At 62.7% G+C, this 16251-nt stretch carries 13 protein-coding genes; 3 read left to right on the top strand and 10 right to left on the bottom strand.

The features are described 5' to 3' along the window. Window positions 1-20 precede the first annotated feature (20 nt). Entirely contained in the window at window positions 21-1943 is a 1923-nt protein-coding gene (locus B3D39_RS19895) for a DEAD/DEAH box helicase (protein ID WP_274961716.1), read from the top strand. Between the two features lie 78 nt (window positions 1944-2021). Here the strand turns inward: B3D39_RS19895 and B3D39_RS19890 are convergent, their stop codons facing one another. From B3D39_RS19890 to B3D39_RS19845, 10 genes are all read right to left on the bottom strand, one after another. Further along, window positions 2022-4271: a nitric oxide reductase activation protein NorD gene (locus B3D39_RS19890; RefSeq protein ID WP_274961715.1), complete on the bottom strand. Its 2250-nt coding sequence runs from the start codon at window positions 4269-4271 to the stop codon at window positions 2022-2024. Beyond that, window positions 4258-5055, bottom strand: coding sequence for a CbbQ/NirQ/NorQ/GpvN family protein (locus tag B3D39_RS19885; protein ID WP_078522099.1), 798 nt, complete (start codon window positions 5053-5055; stop codon window positions 4258-4260). Before B3D39_RS19885 ends, B3D39_RS19890 begins: the two co-directional genes overlap by 14 nt. Before the next feature lie 58 nt (window positions 5056-5113). After that, window positions 5114-6157, bottom strand: coding sequence for an aliphatic amidase (locus tag B3D39_RS19880; RefSeq protein ID WP_078540368.1), 1044 nt, complete (start codon window positions 6155-6157; stop codon window positions 5114-5116). Window positions 6158-6228: 71 nt separating this feature from the next. Beyond that, entirely contained in the window at window positions 6229-6921 is a 693-nt protein-coding gene (gene urtE, locus B3D39_RS19875; RefSeq protein ID WP_274961714.1) for an urea ABC transporter ATP-binding subunit UrtE, read from the bottom strand. Then, the gene (gene urtD / locus B3D39_RS19870; RefSeq protein WP_078522102.1) at window positions 6921-7667 is read right to left on the bottom strand and encodes an urea ABC transporter ATP-binding protein UrtD; all 747 of its coding nucleotides are present in this window, start codon (window positions 7665-7667) and stop codon (window positions 6921-6923) included. The genes urtE and urtD overlap by 1 nt, the downstream gene beginning before the upstream one ends. Window positions 7668-7678: 11 nt before the next feature. Further along, window positions 7679-8851: an urea ABC transporter permease subunit UrtC gene (urtC, locus tag B3D39_RS19865; protein WP_274961713.1), complete on the bottom strand. Its 1173-nt coding sequence runs from the start codon at window positions 8849-8851 to the stop codon at window positions 7679-7681. A gap of 3 nt (window positions 8852-8854) precedes the next feature. Next, the gene (gene urtB, locus B3D39_RS19860) at window positions 8855-9748 is read right to left on the bottom strand and encodes an urea ABC transporter permease subunit UrtB (RefSeq protein WP_078522104.1); all 894 of its coding nucleotides are present in this window, start codon (window positions 9746-9748) and stop codon (window positions 8855-8857) included. A gap of 57 nt (window positions 9749-9805) precedes the next feature. After that, window positions 9806-11056, bottom strand: coding sequence for a transporter substrate-binding protein (locus B3D39_RS19855; RefSeq protein WP_078602193.1), 1251 nt, complete (start codon window positions 11054-11056; stop codon window positions 9806-9808). A 351-nt stretch (window positions 11057-11407) separates the two neighbouring features. Continuing rightward, the gene (locus tag B3D39_RS19850) at window positions 11408-12016 is read right to left on the bottom strand and encodes an ANTAR domain-containing response regulator (protein WP_078522106.1); all 609 of its coding nucleotides are present in this window, start codon (window positions 12014-12016) and stop codon (window positions 11408-11410) included. Beyond that, window positions 12016-13179 carry a transporter substrate-binding domain-containing protein gene (locus B3D39_RS19845; protein ID WP_078522107.1) on the bottom strand — a complete coding sequence of 388 codons (1164 nt, stop codon included), beginning with the start codon at window positions 13177-13179 and terminating at the stop codon, window positions 12016-12018. Before B3D39_RS19845 ends, B3D39_RS19850 begins: the two co-directional genes overlap by 1 nt. Before the next feature lie 560 nt (window positions 13180-13739). Here B3D39_RS19845 and B3D39_RS19840 point away from each other — a divergent pair. Both B3D39_RS19840 and B3D39_RS19835 read left to right on the top strand, forming a co-directional pair. After that, window positions 13740-15071 carry a purine-cytosine permease family protein gene (locus B3D39_RS19840; protein WP_078602194.1) on the top strand — a complete coding sequence of 444 codons (1332 nt, stop codon included), beginning with the start codon at window positions 13740-13742 and terminating at the stop codon, window positions 15069-15071. Between the two features lie 67 nt (window positions 15072-15138). Beyond that, window positions 15139-16158, top strand: coding sequence for an alpha/beta fold hydrolase (locus B3D39_RS19835; RefSeq protein ID WP_274961712.1), 1020 nt, complete (start codon window positions 15139-15141; stop codon window positions 16156-16158). Window positions 16159-16251 lie beyond the last annotated feature (93 nt).

Below are 16251 nucleotides of genomic sequence, written 5' to 3'. Positions count from 1 at the left end.
ATTGCTTGGACGACTTTCCGATGATCCCCTCCCTTTCCGCAGCGCTCGCCGAGCGCGGCTACGACACTCTCACTCCCGTGCAGGACGCGGTGACCGATCCCGCGCTGGAGGGCAAGGACCTGCTGGTCTCAGCCCAGACCGGCTCGGGTAAAACGGTCGGCTTCGGTCTCGCGATCGCGCCGACCCTTCTGGGCGAGGCCGAAAGCTTCGGCCCGGCTGGCACGCCGCTTGCACTCGTTGTGGCCCCCACGCGGGAACTCGCCTTTCAGGTTATGCAGGAATTGCGCTGGCTCTACGCCAAGACCGGCGCCATCGTCAGCTCCTGCGTCGGTGGCATGGACCCGCGCCAGGAACGCCGCACCCTCGAACGCGGCACCCATATCGTGGTCGGCACGCCCGGCCGCCTGAGCGACCATATCCGCCGCGGGGCGCTCGATCTGAGCGACATCCGCGCGGTCGTGCTCGACGAGGCCGACGAAATGCTCGATCTGGGCTTCCGCGAAGACCTCGAATTCATCCTCGGCTCCGCCACGGAAGAGCGCCGCACGCTGCTGTTCTCGGCCACCGTCTCGCCGATGATCGCGAAGCTGGCCGAGCAGTTCCAGAACGACGCGCAGCGCATCTCGACGATCAACACCGCGCAGCAGCACTCCGACATCGCCTACAAGGCGCTGAAGGTTGCGGCCTCGGATAGCGATCATGCGATCTTCAACCTGCTGCGCTTCCACCATGACGAAAGCGCCATCGTCTTCGCCAACACCCGCGCGGCGGTGAATCATCTTAGCGCGCGTCTCGGCAATCGCGGCCTCTCGGTCGTGACGCTGTCGGGTGAACTGAGCCAAGCCGAACGCAGCCACGCGCTGCAGGCGATGCGCGACGGGCGGGCACGGGTTTGCGTGGCGACCGATGTGGCCGCGCGCGGGATCGACCTGCCGAACCTGAGCCTCGTGATCCATGCCGATCTACCGCAGAACACCGAGAGCCTGCTGCACCGGTCGGGCCGGACGGGCCGTGCCGGGCGCAAGGGCATGTCCGCGCTGATCGTGCCGCCGCGCATGGTCAAACGTGCCGAACGTCTGCTGAAATTCGCGAAGATCAACGCCGAATGGAGCGTGCCGCCGTCTGCCGAGTCGATCATCGCGCGCGATGAAGAGCGTCTGCTGACCGATCCCGATTGGCGCGAGCCGGTCAGCGAGGATCAGGCGGCGTTTGCGCGCAAGCTGCTCGACCGGCACGGGGCCGAGGCTGTCGCCGCCGCCTTCCTGCGGCTGCAGCAATCGCGCAACGCCCCGCCCGAAGACCTTCTGCCGCCGGACACCAAGGGGCAATCGGAGCGTCAGGAATTCGGTCCGAGCCGCTGGTTCACGCTCTCGGTCGGGCGCAATGACCGGGCCGAACCGCGCTGGCTGCTGCCCTTGCTGCGTCGCCATGCCGATCTCGACAAATCGTCGATCGGTGCGATCCGCGTGCGCGATGACGAGACCTTCGTCGAGATCGCCGAGAAGAGCGTCGCGAAATTCGCGGCCTCGCTTGGTCCCGATGGCGAGCTCTCCGATGAGATCAAGGCCCGCGCCCTGAACGGTGAACCTGATTTCGGCCCGCCGCCGAAAAAACGCCGCGCAGACAAGCCGCATGGCAAACCGGATCGCGGTGATCGTGGCGAGCGTCCGGCCAAGGCGCCCCATCGCAAAGGCTCGCCCAAGGCACCGCGCGACGACGCCCCGGAAGAGAGTGCGAAGACCAGCGGTTGGAGCCCCGACGACGAGGCCGTGTTCGCAGCCCTCGCGGACATCCCGCCGAAGAAACGCAAGCCCAAGCCCGAAGGCGGTGCCGCCCCGAAGGCCAAGAAGCCCCGCGCGAAATATGCAGGCCCCGGCAAAGGGCCGCATCCGGGCAAAGGCGGGAAGCCCAAGCCCGGCGGCCCGAAGAAGCCGCGCAAGTGATGGTATGATTTTGCAAAAGGCCCGCAGCGATGCGGGCCTTTTTCATATGCTCTCAGAAGCGCCGGGGTCAGCGCCCCGTTACCGCGTCAGCCGGAGATAGAGCGACAAAAGCTTGTCCGGCAGCGTGCTCAGCTCGTCGATCTGGATGAACCCGTTGCGCCCGAAAATCGCGGCCTCTTGCTCCTTGTTTCGCGGCCCGAGCCCCACGCAGAAGACATCGATCCCCAGCGCGCTCAGGCTGCGAACGGCGCGCTGCGCGTCGCGGACAAGATAGTCCGGATCGGGCGAGTCGATATCCGAGGGCTCCCCGTCGGTGATCAAGAGCAGCAGGCGACGATGCCGCGGCACCTGCGCGAGGTCCTTCCCGGCATGGCGCAGGGCGGCCCCGAGCCGCGTCGAATAGCCCGGCTTCAGGCCCGACAGCGCCGAGCCCGTCTCTTCATCCAACGCGTCGGAGAACCGCTTCACCGCAACGACGCGCACGTCTTCGCGCCCGGCCGAGCAGAAGGCGTTGATCGCGAAAGGATCTCCGATTTCGTTCATCGCATGGGCGAGAACCGCTGTCGCATCGCGCTCCATGTCCAGAATGCGGTGCGGCGTTCCGGGGACGAGATCGGCCGTCGATTGCGAGATGTCGAGCAGCAGGCTGACCGCGAGATCGCGCGTCGGCGGTGCCTGCCGCTCGTAGAGGCGATGATCGGGGAACTCGCCTGCCCGCAAGGCCGTCGCCGCCTCGATACAGGCGTCGAGATCGAGCACTTCTCCCTCCGCCTGCCGCTTCTCCCGGCGCGCGCGCCCGATCTGCGCCGAACGCACGAGACCGGTGATGCGCGACAGAAGCGGCCCCTGCGCGTCCTGCAATTCCTGCCAGAAGCGGCGATTGCCGGGCGTCGCGGGGTATTCCTTGACCACCGTCCAATTCGCGCGTTCCCGGCCGATCTCGTAGTCGTATTCGGGATACGAGGCGACCGCCCGCCCCTCTTCGGCCGCCTCGGTGACGGGGGCGACTTTCTCGACCCTGTCGCTTTCGGTCTGCTCCTGCTTTTGCGATTGCTTGCCCGCGCCCGGCGTCGGCTCGGAGCGGCGAAGCTGCACGGTATCGACCTGAACCTCTAGCGTCTGCGCCTCTTCCGGGGGCGGTTCGTCGAGCGCCCACAGACCGAGATTGTCGTCGCGATAGGCCGGCTGAACCACGTAATCCTTTGCGTTGAACTGCACGCGAAGCTGCCCGAGATCGTTGCCCAGCAGATTGCCGATCTCGCGGCTGATCGCCGGATCGTCCCAGCGCTCGCGCGCCTCCATGAACATCCGGCGGCCTTTTTGCACCCATCCGTCGGGATCGTTGAAATCGGGATCGATCAGCGCCCGCGCCAGCCGCGCGAATAGGCTGGGCGCGGTCGGCAGCCCTCCGGGTTGGGCGACGTGAAAGCCTTGCCAGAGCCTGCGCAATCCGGGCATCTCCTGCGCCGCCAGTTCCTCGACCCGCGCATCTTCGATCAGAGACACGACCGCCATCTGAAGCGGTTTGAGCTGCCCGATCTCAAAACGGGTTTTGGTGAAGTTGATATGCGCCCCGATATGGGCGAGCGCGGCGCGAAACAGGGGCTCCGTCTCGCCGCGATAGCCGGGCAAGCTGGGTGGCACGAGAATGACATTGCCCGCGAAGGACACCCGCCGCGCGGCTTTCTCCCCCATGCCCGTGGGCGCGACACGCAGCGGCGGGGTCGCGCCGGAAATCGCCGTGAGATAGGCCCGCAACCGGCGCTCGTGATCGTAGAAGCTTTGCTCTCCGCTTTCGTGTTCGAGCGCGCGCTGCGCCTCGGCGGTCTGCAAGGAGAAATAGGCGCTTCGCTTGTCGGCATCGCGGCCCGCCAGACGCAATCCGGTCGCGACCCAGTCCTCGAGCGCCTGTTCGGAGAGCCGCCCGACGAGCCGTTCCATATTATCGAGAAAGGGATACACGGACTCCGGCGCTTGCGTGGTAATCCGCGTCATCAGCGCGAGCCACGCGGTGAACGCCTGCGGATCGTATCTCTGCGCGACCGTGTCCGCCGCAGAGCAGACGCGCTCCGCCGCGCGGGGCGAGACCCGGATCGCGACATGGGACACGAGCTTTGCCAAGGCGATCGTCGGCCCCGCCCCGAGTTTCGGCGCAAGAGCCAGCGAACTACGCTCATAGGCGCGGGGGACCGTCCGCCCGTATCCCGCGCCCCGCAGCCGTTCGCGCGCCCGCAGCCAGTCGGCTATCTCGGGCGCCGAGAAAACGCTGCGGATCGCGCCCGGCAGGTCAGGGGTGGCTTCGACATTCATGCTGTCAGGCACAGGCATCGACGACCGCATCGAGCGCGCCGCGCATATCCGGGTCATCCGTGATGGGAACGATGATCGCATGCTTGCAGGCGTCGGTCAGCGTCATGCCCGTCTTGATGAGGCGACCGGCATGGATGAGCATCCGCGTGGACGCCCCTTCCTCGAGCCCCTGCCCGCGCAGGTGCCGCGACTTCTCGGCGATCTTCACAAGCTTGTCGGCGATGTCGGCGGCGATATCCGCCTCGGACGCCACGATGGAAGCCTCGACCGAGGCCATCGGATAGGTGAAATCGACCGCGCTGAAGCGTTGCTTCGTGGATTCCTTGAGGTCTTTGAGAACGCTCTGGTAGCCGGGGTTGTAAGAGATCACGAGCTGGAAATCGGGATGCGCATGGACCAGTTCGCCCTTCTTCTCGAGCGGCAAAATCCGGCGATCATCGGTCAGAGAATGGATCACCACCGTCGTGTCCTGACGCGCCTCGACCACCTCGTCGAGATAGCAGATCGCCCCGTGACGCACCGCCATCGTGAGCGGCCCGTCCTGCCAATGCGTGCCCTCGGGGCCGAGCAGGAAGCGCCCGACGAGATCCGAGGCGGTCATGTCCTCGTGGCAGGACACCGTGATGAGCGGCTTGCCCAGACGCCAGGCCATATGCTCGACGAAGCGGGTCTTGCCGCAGCCGGTCGGCCCCTTGAGCATCACCGGCAACCGCGCCGCATAGGCGGATTCGTAGAAGGCCACCTCGTCGCCGCTCGGGTGGTAGGTCGGCTCTTCCTCAAGCCGGTACTGATCGATCGTCATAGAAGATCCTCGCGTTTGATTGGCCGGCGGATGTCTCCGCCGGCCCTGCTCGCCTGACTCACCGGTGAGTGGGGTCGGACTTTTCGTTGGGGATACCGTCGATCGGGCATTCCTCGGTACCGACGGTCGAGCGGGTCATCGCCTCGACCATCTCGCGCGTGCCTTCCGGATCTTCCGCCCATTTGGTGTAGAAGTCGTAGGGGCACTCGGCGAGACCTTTGGTGTCGTCGCCCGAGTTGATCATGCCGGTATAGCCACGGTGCACGAGCTTGAAGAGGTGGTTCTGGCTCTGCATGTTCTTGCGCGCATCGCGGATCGCCGAGACCGAGAGCTGGCCATATTGGATCCCATATTCTTCTTCGCCGCATTCGCCCAGCGTGCGGCCGTCGAAGCCGACGATGGCCGAGTGGCCGAAATAGGAATAGACGCCGTCGAACCCTGCCGCATTGGCGACCGCGACATAGGAGTTGTTCGCCCAGGCCATCGCCTTGGCCATGATCACCTGCTGGTCCTTGGCCGGATACATGTAGCCCTGGCAGCGGATGATCAGCTCGGCGCCCTTCATCGCGCAGTCGCGCCAGATCTCGGGGTAGTTGCCGTCATCGCAGATGATGAGGCTCATCTTCATGCCCTTCGGGCCTTCCGAGACATAGGTGCAGTTGCCCGGATACCAGCCCTCGATCGGAACCCAGGGCATGATCTTGCGGTATTTCTGAACGATCTCACCCTCGTTGTTCATCAAGATGAGCGTGTTGTAGGGCGCTTTCTTCGGGTGCTCTTCGTGGCGCTCGCCGGTCAGCGAGAACACGCCCCAGACATTGGCCTCGCGGCAGGCGGCGGCGAAGATTTCGGTCTCTTCGCCTGGCACCGACGAGGCGGTCTCGTACATCTCGGTCTCGTCATACATGATGCCGTGGGTCGAGTATTCGGGGAAGATCACCAGATCCATGCCCGGCAGGCCCTTCTTCATGCCTTTCACCATGTCGGCGATCTTGTGGCAGTTCTCGAGAACCTCGGCCTTCGTGTGAAGACGCGGCATCTTGTAGTTGACGACGGCGACGCCCACGGTATCGGCGCTGCTCGAAATATCTCCATGATACATGTTGTTACCTCTGCTGTTGGTGGAGTTGTCGAAAGCCTTTCCGGTTGATCCGGCAAGGCGGGTTTATGGGGTCAGATCGCCATGTGTTTGGTGACCGTTTCCTCGGTGAGATCCGCGATCGCGCCATCGGCCACGACGCGACCGTTCTCGAGCATCGTGAAGTTCTGCGCGGCGCGGCGCGCGAATTTCACGTTCTGCTCGACAAGGAGGATCGTCAGTCCGAGTTCGGCATTGAGGCGGATGATGATGTCCTCGATCTGCTCGACGATATTGGGCTGGATGCCCTCGGTCGGCTCGTCCATCAGGAGGACCTTGGGGCCGTTTGCGAGCGCGCGGGCGATGGCAAGCTGCTGTTGCTGACCGCCCGAGAGCACGCCCCCGGGCCGGTCGAGATTTTCCATCAGATAGGGGAAGATCTTCGGAACGATTTTGGGAATGGCGCGCGGACCCTGTGCGGCGAAACCGCCCATCAGGATGTTCTCGCGGATCGTGAAATCGGGGATGATCATCCGGCCCTGCGGCACATAGGCGATCCCTGCCCGCGCGCGCCGGTAGGTCGCATCAGCCGAGATGTTCTGCCCGTCGAGCACGACGTCGCCGCTCTGGCGGTCGGTCAGCCCGAGAATGGAGCGCAGAAGCGTGGTCTTGCCTACGCCGTTGCGGCCCAGAACGGCGAGGATCGTGCCGCTCGGCGCGCTCATCGAGACGTCGTGCAACGCCTGGCTGCGACCGTAGAAGCTGTCGAGGTTGCTCAGAGAAAGCATCAGTGAATCCCTCCCGAACCGAGATAGGCTTCGCGCACCTTTGGATCGGTCTCGATCTTTTCCATCGGGCCCTCCGCGAGCAGCTTGCCCATGTGCATGACCGTGATCCGCTCGGCGATCTTGCGCACGAAAGCCATGTCATGCTCGACCACGAGGATCGTGTGGCTGCCCTTCATTTCGTTGATGATTTCGGCGGTGCGGAAGGTCTCCGCATGGGTCATGCCCGCAGTGGGCTCGTCGAGAAGGATGACCTTCGCCTGCTGCGTGATCAGCATCCCCAGTTCCAGCCATTGCATCTGGCCGTGTGACAACTCGCCCGCGACCGTATCGAGCACCGGCTCGAGCCGCGTCATCGCGATCACGTCCTCGACCCGCGCCCGGTCCTCCGCCACCATGTGCAGGCGAAGGTTGCGGAATACGCCGGGCTCTCCCGAGGCCGCGACTTCGAGGTTCTGCCGCACGGTCAGATCGCGGAAGACGCTCGGGATCTGGAATTTTCGCCCGATCCCGTGCCGCGCGATGATGTGCTCGGGGCGGTTGGTGATGTTCTCGCCAAAGAGATGGACGCTGCCTTGGGTGGAGGCGGTCTTGCCGCTGACGAGATCCATCAGCGTGGTCTTCCCGGCGCCGTTGGGGCCTAGGATGACCCGCAACTCGCCTTTCTGAACCACGGTGGTGAACCCGTCCACGGCCTTGAACCCGCCGAAATCGACCGTCAGCCCGTCGATCGTGAGTGCTTCATTCATGTCCGTCCCTCCTATTCCGCGGCTTTCGGGGCCGTCTCTGCGGGCGTGCCCTTCCGACGGCGTTCAAACCGCCCCAGAAGATCGCGCGCGATGCCTGCAAGCCCGTTCGGCAGGTAGAGAACGACGAGAACAAAGATGCCCCCGATGATCAGCTTCCACGCTTCCTTGAAGATTTCGGTCTCGCTGACCGTGGCCTCGACCGTGTTGATCAGGATCGCCCCGATACAGGCGCCGAGCAGCGAGTTGCGCCCGCCGACCGCGGCCCAGACGACCATCGAGATCGAGAAGCCGATATCCATGAAGCTCGGCGAGGCGAATTCGGCGGCGACCACATAGAGGAGCCCCGCGAAGCCCGCGATCCCGGCGGAGATCGTGAAGAAGAAGATCTGATAGGCCGCGACGTCGTAGCCGAGATAGCGTGCCCGGGTCGGATCGTCGCGCGTCGACTGCAGGATCAGCCCGGCCCGTGTCGAGACCAGCCAGCGGCCCAGCAGAAGCACGACCGTGAGCGAGACGGCGACGACGTAATAGGTCTCGACCATATAGGGGTCGAATTCGAACCCGCCGATGGTCAGCCAGCCCAGATCGGTCAGCCCGTTGAACCCGTTGGTGATCGGCTGCGCGTCGATGAGCAGCAGCCGCACCAGAAGCACGAGCGCCAGTGTGATGATCGCGACATAGACGCCCGAGACGCGCAGCCGGAAGATCGACGAGGACAGCACGAAGGCGACGATCAGCGGGATCACGATCGACATCGCCATGCCGAACCATTGCGACTGGAACGGGATCCAGAGGAACGAGCCCTTGTTGATGCAGCACAGATCGGTGACGGCGCCGGGCTCTGCGTTCCAGAGCATGAAGTCCGGCACCGGCTTGTCGGAACCCTGCTGGAGGCTGGTGGCGCTCATTAGCTTGAGCGACATCGCCGTCATATAGGCGCCGAGGCCGAAGAAGAGCCCCTGCCCCAGATTGAGGATCCCGGCATAGCCCCAGGACAGTGCGATCGCGATGCCGAGCATGCCGAAGACGAGATATTTGGCGATGCGGTTGAGCCAGAACACATCGTCGATCACCAGGGGTGCGCCGAGAACCATCACGATGAAGACGGCGTAGATGGCCCAGTCGGCATGTCGCTGAAGACGGCTCGTGGAGCTGGGAAGTGTGGAGGACGTTTCGCTGGACATCGCTTACCTCGACTTGAAGGAGAACAGGCCGCGCGGGCGCCACAGGATCAGGGCGATGACCACCGCGAAGACGACGGCGCGGGCGATGATGTCGTTGGACGCCAAGGCGACGATGCCGTTGATCTGTCCGAGAATGCCCGCGGCGAGGATCGTGCCGAGAAGGCTGCCGACCCCTCCGACGACGACGACGAGGAAGCCATCGACCACGACGGATGCGCCCATTTCGGGCATGACCGTCTTGAAGCCTGCGAGCAGCACACCGGCGATCCCGGCAAGGCCCGAGCCATAGGCGAAGGTCAGCGCCGAGACGCGGCGCACGTCGATACCGCAGGCCGCTGCGATCTGGGGATTGCGCATGATCGCGCGCACCTGCACGCCCATCGGGGTGCGATACATCAGCCACCAGGTCAGCCCCGCGAGCATCAGCGTCACGACGATGATGAATGTGCGATAGGGCTGGATCGTCATGCCCGCCACGTCGATCGGCTGGGTGAGGAAGGCCGGAACCGTCATGTTCTGCAGGCCCGGGCCGAGACCGTCGATATGGATACCGAAGAAGCTCAGGCCGAATTCGAGGCGGATCAGCTGTTGCAGCAGGATCGCCACGCCCCATGTCGCGAGCAGCGTGTCGATGATCCGTCCGTAGAGCCTTCGGATCACCAATCGCTCGATCACGAGCCCCACGAGCCCGGAGGTCACGAAGGCCAGAGGCAGCGCGAAGAACAGGTTGAGCCCAAGATGGAGCCCGGCGAGCACCGCCGTATAGGCCCCGATCATGACGAGCTCGCCATGCGCCATGTTGATGACGCCCATCGCGCCGTAGGTGATCGACAGGCCAAGCGCGATCAGCAGCAGGATCGAAGACAGGGACAGGCCGATGAAGATGATGTCAGACATAGGGAATTCCGCCTCGCTCGGATGGGCACCGGACATCAGCCCGGTGCCCGGTTTGCGTCACAGCTTGGTGGTGTCGAGACCGGCGCCGGTGCAGAACAGGTTCTCTGCCGTCTCGCCGTAAGCGACATAGGGCAGCGGCTTGGTCGGCGCGTCATAGGCGTTGACGATCGTGCCCTGACCATCGGCGCCCCACTGCGCGATGCGCGGCGTGAGATAGGTGTGCAGGTTTTCCGGATCGACGGTGACGGTGCCGTTCGGGGCCTCGAAGACCTGACCCTTGATGCCTTCGCGCACCGCATCCGCCGAGATGTCCCCGGCCTTCTCGACCGCCTGTTTCCACAGATAGACTTGGAAGTAGCTGCTCTCGAGCGCGTGGTGCGTCACAGCCTTGGGATCGTTGACATATTTGCGGTAGCGCTCGATGAAATCGCGGTTGCGATCGGTGTCGATGGCCTGGAAATACGGGAAGGACGTGTAGCTGCCTTCGGCGAATTCCGGACCCATCGCGGCGATCTCGATTTCCGAGGTGACGGTCGCGCAGATCGGCAGTTTGTCGTGGGTCAGGCCCTGGTTCTTGAACTCGCGGTAGAAGGCCACGACCGAGTCGCCCACGACATTCGACAGAACCACGTCGCAGCCGCTTTCCTTGATCTTGGAGACCATCGCGCCCCATTCGGAATGGCCGAGCTCGAGATATTCGTCCGCGACCCACTCGCCGCCATTCTGCTCGATGAGGATCTTCGACACTTTCGCCATCTCGCGCGGGTAGATGTAGTTCGAGCCGACGATGAAGAACTTCTTCTTGCCGAGCGTGTTGGTGATCCACGGGATGAAGTTCGACAGCTGCTGGTTCGGCACCGCGCCCGTGTAGACCACGTTCTTGGAGCACTCGAAGCCTTCGTAATAGGTCGGGTAGAAGTAGAGGCTGTTGCGCTTTTCGAAGACCGGCAGAACGGCCTTGCGGCTCGCCGAGGTATAGGAGCCGAACACGGTCTGCAGGCGATCGCGGATCACCAGCTTCGAGGCCTTCTCGTTATAGGTCTTCGGGTCGGAGGCGCCGTCTTCGAGGATCGGCTTGATCATCATCCCGTTCACGCCGCCTGCGGCGTTGATCTCGTCGATCGCCATCATCGTGGCGTCGGCGAGCGATTTTTCGATGATCGAAAGGCCGCCAGTCAGCGAGAACAGGACACCCACCTCGATTTCACCCGAGGCGCGGGCGGGGCTCGCGATCATCGACGGGCCAAGCGCGGCAGCGGCGCCGAAAGCGGTCGTGTGTTTTAGAAAGTTTCTCCGGTTCGTTTTCATTTCTGTCTCCCGTGTTGAGGTTTTGTTTTGATTTTTCAGGCCGTAAGTGCGCAGGGAGGACTCCCGTGCACGAGCGTTTGGTATGTGACCGATTGTGTGAGGTGCCGTGACCGGACCGCGGGGGTCCGGATCATATTGGCGAAGGGGGCTCCGGGTGTTCGGAGCGATTGGCATCGTTGCCATTCAGCGCCGCCACGAGGGCGGGGTTGCGTGCGCTCTGGTACGCCCGCAGCGATGGCGCGGCCTTTGCACCATCCTGAAAACCAAAAAAGCCCGCGAAGACACTACAGTGTCTTCAGCGGGCTTTCTGTGCCGAACCGATGGACATCATTGGCCATCGATCTGATTCGACTATACATCATCCGGTCTTGATGACAACAATTCGTTTGCGTTGATGATCGCGACCGCCATTTCCTCTACGGAAATCCGCTTACCCATCGCCTGCGCACGAATGGTGCCATAGGCTTCCCTCTCGGAAATCTTGTGCATTTCCATGAGGATAGACTTCGCCTTCGAGATCTTCTTCTGACCGGAAATCTTCTTTTCGAGCTTGCCGATCTTGTCGTGGAAATCCGCCGCCTGCATCCAATTGGAGCGTGCGACGACAAGATTTGTCAGCATACCGAAAGTCCGGACCGGCTTCGAAATCACCGCGAATGCGTTGATGTCGAGCACCAGTTCGATCATCGCCGGGTTCTCGTAATTCACGATGCCGATCACCGTCGGACCGGGTTTCTCGGACTTCCGCAGCATGCTGCTCAGGGCACTCTGGCTCTCGAAGAAGACGCCTGCGAAAACGACATCCGTCCCGCTCGGCAGCGCCTTGGCGGGGGGCCACATCAGTTCCGCGCGGCAGCCGATGCGTTTGAGCTGATCCATGAGCGCCTTGCCATCTGCGTCCGGCGGGTGGACGACGATGACCGAGAGGTCGCGCAAATCCTTGAGACGCAGCCGGGGCATCAGCTTCCGCCCCCTCCGGCTCCGAATTGCGGAGACGTCATCTGCAAGTCTTCATCATATTCAACGAGATAAGGGTCGGGCCGCACCGGCGCCTGCGCCTCACGCACGATCTCAAAAGCGCCGCTTTCGCCGACCACGGCAACCCGGGGCCAGAGGCTCGTGTGATGGGTGTCCCCTTCGACCTGCACGGGGCCCTGGGGCGCCTCGAAGCTGAAATTCGGCAAGGTGCGCAAGACGCTATCGCGATCGGTCGCCCCGGACCGGCGCACGGCTTCCGCGAAGAGATAGACTTGGAAATAGGCGGCTTCCGTCCCCGCCGAAATCGGCTGATCCGGCCCGAACCGGCGCGCATAGGCCGTGACGAAGCGACGGTTCGCCTCGGTATCGAGCACGCTGAAATAGGGCGCGGCCGTCACGTTGCCGATCGACGCATCCTTGCCGACCGCCAGCAGCTCGGGCTCGCCCGAGGTCAGGCTGGCGATGGGCTGCTTGCTGCGATCGAAGCCCGCGCGGTCATAGGCTTGGTAGAAGCGGACCGACCCTTCGCCCACGACCGTGGAGAATACGACCGCAGGCCCCGCAGCCTTGATGCGCGAGATCGCCCGCTCGATATATTCCTCGTTATGGCGCAGGGGGATGTAGATTTCGTCGACGACCTTCGCCCCGCGATGCATCAGAAGATCCCGCATGATCCGGTTGGATTCATAGGGGAAAACGTAGTTCGATCCGACGAAGACAAACCGGTCGCCATAAGTCTGGGTGAGATAATCCGCCAACCAGCGCGAATTCTGGTTCGGCGCCGCGCCCGAATAGACGCAGCTGCTCGAAAACTCGAACCCTTCGTAGAGCGTGGGATAGAACAGCAGCGCGCGGCGTTGCTCGACCACGGGCAAGACGGCCTTGCGCGCGGAGGACATGTAGCAGCCGAAGATGGTCTTTGCGCCGACATCGATGAGGCGCTCTGCCTCGCTCTTGAAGCGCAACGGATCGGAAGCCGGGTCGCTGTCTTCGATCAGAAGTTCACGACCATCGATACCGCCTGCATTGTTGATTTCTTCGATAGCCAGCAGCGCAGCCTGACGCTGCGTGCGCTCGATCACCGACGTTACTCCGGTTTGGGAAAAAAGGAGGCCAACTGCGACCGGCTCGTTGTCAAAAGCCATTAATACGGTTCCATATCTTTCAACGAGAACTCCCGCGAATGCGGAGTCCGGGGGAACGGTCACATACGAATCGAATAGCAAATGACTGACGTGGCGGCAAGCTCGACGCATTGCAAAACGCATCTGAAATCATGCGATGAAATTTTTTCCGCATTATTTTCAGCGCCTTACATCGTTACATCAAAACATTTGCATATTGAAACGAATCACGCCATCGTGTTGACGTAGCGTTCAACGAAGAGCGCCGCATCTGGCAATGAAAGCCCCTTACGAACCATGTGAATGGATTCGTGAGGGGCTTTTGCGTTTTCGGCCCGGCGATTTGCCGCCCCAAATGGAGAGACCACAGAGCCCTAACCCGATTGGCGCACGCGCCCAATAACTCTGAGATCAGTATAACCGGTCACAAACGACGGCAGGATCAAGCTGCCGAACTGATCGACCCCTTATCCACTCCGCCCCGGCGAGACTTTCGTCAGCGTTTGCCCACGGCAAGCGCCCGGCCTTCGCATGCCTGCAAAAACAAAAACATCAGAAACAGTCCAACAACGAGGAACATCATGACCACGACGGAAAAGCATCTCGAGCCAGAGGCGCTCGAACATATCGAAGAAGAGATCGATCACGCGCTCGGCGATGAATACGAACATGAACCGGTTCCGGCAAAAGCCCGGCGGAGCATGTTCTCCGTCACGATGGTCTGGATGGGTTTCCCGATGATCATCACCGGCGCGATGACCGGCTCGATCCTCGTGCTCGGCATGGGGTTCAGCTCGGCACTGACGGCGATGATCATCGGCAACCTGATCATGCTGGTCTATGTCGGCCTGCTCGGGCAGCTCGGCGCGACGAAAGGGATGAACTTCGCCCTGCTCGCCAGCATCGTCTTCGGCCGCAAGGGCTATGTCTTCGCCTCCGGCCTGCTCTCGACGCTTCTACTTGGCTGGTACGCGGTGCAAACTGGGATCACCGGCGCGCTCGTCAGTTCCACCTATGATCTGAACTACGTCGTCATGACGCTCATCGCCGGTGCGCTTTATATCGGCGTCACCTTCGTCGGCGTGAAAGGCCTGCACCTGATCGGCATGATCTCGGTGCCGCTTTTCGTCATTCTGGGCCTCTTCGTCGTCGGCGACGCGGCTTCGACGACCAGCTGGGACGCGATCATGTCCTACCCGGGCAATAATGGCGTCGCGACGATGTCGATGGGCGTCGGCCTGACCGTGGTCATCGCGCTCTTCATCGACGCCGGCACCGTGAGCGCCGACTTCAACCGCTGGGCCAAGGACACGAAAAGCTCCTGGGTCGCGACCTTCAGCGCCTTCCCCTTCGCCAACCTCGCCGCGATGCTGGTCGGCGGCATCATGACCGCAGCCCTGGCCGTTCCGGATGCCAACCCCTTCGGCACCGACAACATGTTCGGCTACATGAACAACATGCAGATGACCTGGCTGAGCGTTCTCGCCTTCCTGTTCCTCTATGTGAACCTCGGTTCGGTCTGTGCCCACTGCCTCTATAATGCCGCCACCGGCTGGTCGCGCATCCTGCGCAGCCACATGCGTCTTTTCGCGGTGATCCTCGGCGCCATCGGCATCGTCATCGCGGCCACCAATGTCTGGGCCTTCTTCATCGAGTGGCTGTCCCTGCTGGGCATCCTCGTGCCGCCGATCGGCGCGATCATCCTCGTGGACCAGTTCCTCGTGCGCAAGAACTCCGAGATCGACCGCGACTGGCGCTGGACGGCCTTCATCGCCTGGGCCTGTGGCTCCGCGGTGGCCTTCGTCGTCGAGTGGTACCTGCCCCACCTGTCGACCGCCATCTCGGCCGGACTTGTCGGCGGGGTCGCTTACTACCTGATCTCCACGCTGAGCGGGAAAACCGCGACTGCCTGATCCGTAACGATCTTCCGGAGCGTCGCCTGAGATAGGGCGTCGCTCCACTTTGACATGAGGAAAAACCATGACCCTTGATTATGAAATCTTCGAGCTTGGCACCTTCGAGTTCCAATGCGGCCTCGCCGTGCCCAACGCCCGCCTCGCCTACAAGACCTTCGGCAAGCTGAACGCGGCCAAAGACAACGTGATCGTCTACCCGACGTGGTATTCCGGGCAGCATTACGACAACGAATGGCTGATCGGGCCCGGCATGGCGCTCGACCCCGAGAAATACTTCATCATCATCCCGAACATGTTCGGCAACGGGCTCTCCACCTCGCCCTCGAACACGCCGGAGCCCTATAACGCAGACCGTTTCCCGAACGTGACCGCCTATGACAACGTCAAGGCGCAGCATCGTCTGGTGACCGAGAAGTTCGGCATCGAGAAGATCCGCATGGTGACAGGCTGGTCGATGGGCGCGCTGCAGACCTTCCACTGGGGGGCGATGTATCCCGAGATGATGGATCTGATCGCCCCGTTCTGCGGGTCGGCGAAGTGTTCGCGCCACAACTATGTCTTCCTCGAAGGGGTGAAGGCGGCACTGCGGGCCGACGCCGCGTGGGAAAACGGGCGCTACACGTCGAAACCCGAAAAAGGCCTGCGCGCGGTTGGCCGCGTCTATGCAGGCTGGGGCTTCTCACAGAGCTTCTATCGGGAAGAGCTCGACCTGAAGACCCTCGGCTACGCCTCGCTCGAGGATTTCCTGATCGGCTTCTGGGAAGGGTTCTTCCTGCCGAAAGACGCCAACAACCTGCTGACGATGGCCTGGACCTGGCAGAATGGCGATATCAGCGCGAACGAGCTGTATAACGGCGATTACAAAGCGGCGCTCGGCGCGATCAAGGCAAAAGCCTATGTCATGCCCGGCAAGACCGACCTCTATTTCCCGCCCGAAGACAGCGAGATCGAAGTCGCCAACATGCCCAACGCCGAGTTCGTCCCGGTGCCGTCGATCTGGGGCCATTTCGCCGGCGGCCCCGGCACCAACCCCGACGACGTCAAGTTCATCGACGACAAGCTGAAAGAACTTCTGGCCTCGTGAACCGAGCCGAAGCTTTGCGGACAATGGAAAGGGCGGCCATGGCCGCCTTTTTCACTGGCACGTTCTGTTGCTTCCACTGTGTTTATCGCAACG

Origin of the sequence: Thioclava sp. UBA3469, from assembly GCF_002378135.1 — a bacterium.
GTDB classification, from domain to species: domain Bacteria; phylum Pseudomonadota; class Alphaproteobacteria; order Rhodobacterales; family Rhodobacteraceae; genus Thioclava; species Thioclava sediminum.
This window is presented reverse-complemented; position numbering and strand designations above follow the sequence as displayed.